The 2,471-nt window shown below is 50.9% G+C and carries 2 protein-coding genes and 1 pseudogene; 1 reads left to right on the top strand and 2 read right to left on the bottom strand.

The window, feature by feature from the left end:
• Positions 1-258: 258 nt before the first annotated feature.
• The gene (locus IQ254_RS30685; RefSeq protein WP_193969919.1) at positions 259-1,104 is read right to left on the bottom strand and encodes a class II fructose-bisphosphate aldolase; all 846 of its coding nucleotides are present in this window, start codon (positions 1,102-1,104) and stop codon (positions 259-261) included.
• 197 nt (positions 1,105-1,301) lie between these two features.
• On the opposite strand from IQ254_RS30685, the gene IQ254_RS31945 reads away from it, so the two are divergent.
• Complete coding sequence (locus IQ254_RS31945; protein ID WP_228041252.1) at positions 1,302-1,463, top strand: hypothetical protein; 162 nt, start codon at positions 1,302-1,304, stop codon at positions 1,461-1,463.
• 213 nt (positions 1,464-1,676) lie between these two features.
• Here the strand turns inward: IQ254_RS31945 and IQ254_RS30675 are convergent.
• Positions 1,677-2,339 (bottom strand): annotated as a pseudogene (locus IQ254_RS30675) (IS1 family transposase); the annotation flags it as partial.
• Positions 2,340-2,471 lie beyond the last annotated feature (132 nt).

Raw genomic sequence — 2,471 nt, 5'->3', positions numbered from 1 at the left:
ATATGCGCTCGGTCACGCGTCCGATAGGGAACTGTCTGAGCCTCCCGAAGTTCACTTAACGTGCGGTCTTCTTCCTCGGTCAAAATGATGCGTAATGGGGCGGGCATTTGAGGGCACTCTGGCTACCCTGCTATCTTACATTTAATCTCAACTGCCTACTTATGGGTGAGAGTGGCATACCCGAGCGAATGCGGGTCGGTCAGCGATCGCATTGGCGAGGTTTTGCCAGACAGCGCCCACCTCACCACTCAGCCCCCGCTAAGCTTTGCCGGCACTACCGAATAACCTGATTTTTTGGGCAATGATCTCTTGCATGGCACCCGTAGCGGCTTTCTGACAATCTAAGAGGTCGCTTTGAGAGTCTGTTTTTCCGTATTCTCGCCAAAATTGGAGATATTTTTGGCGGACTTCAGTGTTGACATTAAACTTGCAGACGCCCAATTCAATCGATCGCTGAATCATCAGGGCCGGTAAACCCGAAGCCCCGTGTAACACCAGGGGAATTTGGAGTCGCTGACGCACCTGGGCTAGACGCTCAAAATCTAACCGGGGTTCGCTGTAATACTCACCATGCACATTGCCGATGGTGACCGCGAGAAAATCTACCCCCGATGCGGCGACGAATTCCTTCGCCTGGTTGGGATCGGTCATCTTGGCTTCTTTTTCGGCCACCGTCATGCCATCTTCGGTGCCGCTGATTCTGCCGATTTCGGCTTCCACAGTAGCTCCCTTAGCATGGGCTAGAGCGGTCATTTCACGGGTGAAAGCGAGGTTGTCTCGAAAGGAGAATTTAGACCCATCCGCCAAGACCGATTGAATCCCTGCCTCTAGAGCCGTTTCGATGACAGCAGGTTCTTCACAATGATCGAGATGAACTGACATCGGGACGCTGGCTGAGTCGGCAGCTTCTAAAAAGAGGGCAATTAAGGGAGACCCCCCATATTTGAGGATATGGGGCAGAATTTGAATGATTGCCGGACTATTGTCGGCTTCAGCCGCATTGACCACGGCTTTAGCGCCTTCGAGATTATATAAATTGAAAGCACCCACGGCGTAGGAATACCTTTGAGCTTTCTCTAAAAGGTTCTTGGTAGAAGTCAGCATGAATTGGTTAACGTGCTTGTGAGGCTGACTATCAGCCTATAGGTATATTTCCCCTCTGTACATGGCTAGGGGGAAGAGAGCTGATTGCCTGACAAATTTTGCCGGGTAGGCTGGGTGAAACGGAGTGGAACTCAGCACCTGCCGTTAGTTTACATTTCATCTGCGTATCCCAGGTCTGTTCCCAATGGGTAATGCCTATGCAGTACCGTCGTGCGAAAACGGCAGGTGCCACTTATTTCTTCACCGTTGTCACGTTTAATCGTCAGCACCTATTCTGGGTTGGGAATGAAATCTTTCTGGAATTATTGGGTTTCCTTTGTCAATCTAACTATCAGGAGATCTGCGATCGCACTGGCTAAGGGTTTTGTGACTCACGATAGGGCAAGCAGTGATAAGCTCTCATCTTCATAAAATAATCTGCAATACCCCGCTGCCTGCTGAGATTGCAATCGACAAAGACAGAGATTGCGATGCCCTGCCTCAGATGTTGGGGGACAGGATATTGTTCAGCAACCTCGAAGAGGCTGAAACCTATGTTGAGGAGCAACGTCAAAAAATATAGGTAGTGCATTTTAGTAAAGGACAGAGGAAAAGCCCGCCTCTTCCCGTTGTGCCAATTTCTCTCTAACTCGGCGATTGTAGTCGTGGATAAACGTCCAGATCGCACCGATGTGATTTTCTAGCTTTTTGGAAAAGGACAGTGTCTTTCTCACCAGCCGGGAAATCCGCTGCCTTAAGGTGTTGTTCAGTCGTTCGATGTAGCTCGTCAAACCACTGTCTTTGCCGACGACAACATGCCGCTTGCTCGGAATCACGGTGACGTAGGCCTCCCAGTAATCGGTATAAACCTTGGCACACTGTCGATATACTGCCGGGATGGACCGCCATAGGGCAATCGCTGATTCCCGAGAGCGGTCACCGATATGGCAGCCGATGATCTCTCGGGTATCAGCATCGATCGCTACCCAGACCCACTGCTTGTTGCCTTTATGGTCGACAAACGACCAGAGCTCATCCATCTGCACCTTGAGCTTGCCTTTGGCCTTGGGGAGGACCTCGGCCACTTGGGGCACCGCGTCATAGCACGCGTTGACATAAGTCTGTAGCCAGCTATCAGAGACATCGGTGGCCCTGGCGATACCGGCTAGCGGAATTTTCTCCAATAGCAGTAGATTGACGAAAGCCCGAGTGTCCTTGTCTTTTGGCTTCCACTGGGGATCCTCGACGAATTGGCGGTTGCCTTAACGGGTGACAAGGGTACTCAACGTCATGCGGTACAGGGCTTTGAGACAATAAAGGGGACAAAAAATAGGGAGCCTCAGTGCAGCTCCCCTAAACCAATATGTTTCCTGCATCCTACCAAACCA

This window comes from Nodosilinea sp. LEGE 07088 (assembly GCF_015207395.1).
Classification (GTDB): domain Bacteria; phylum Cyanobacteriota; class Cyanobacteriia; order Phormidesmidales; family Phormidesmidaceae; genus Nodosilinea.
The sequence above is the reverse complement of the archived record's forward strand: the minus strand, read 5'-3'. Positions and strand labels throughout refer to the sequence as shown.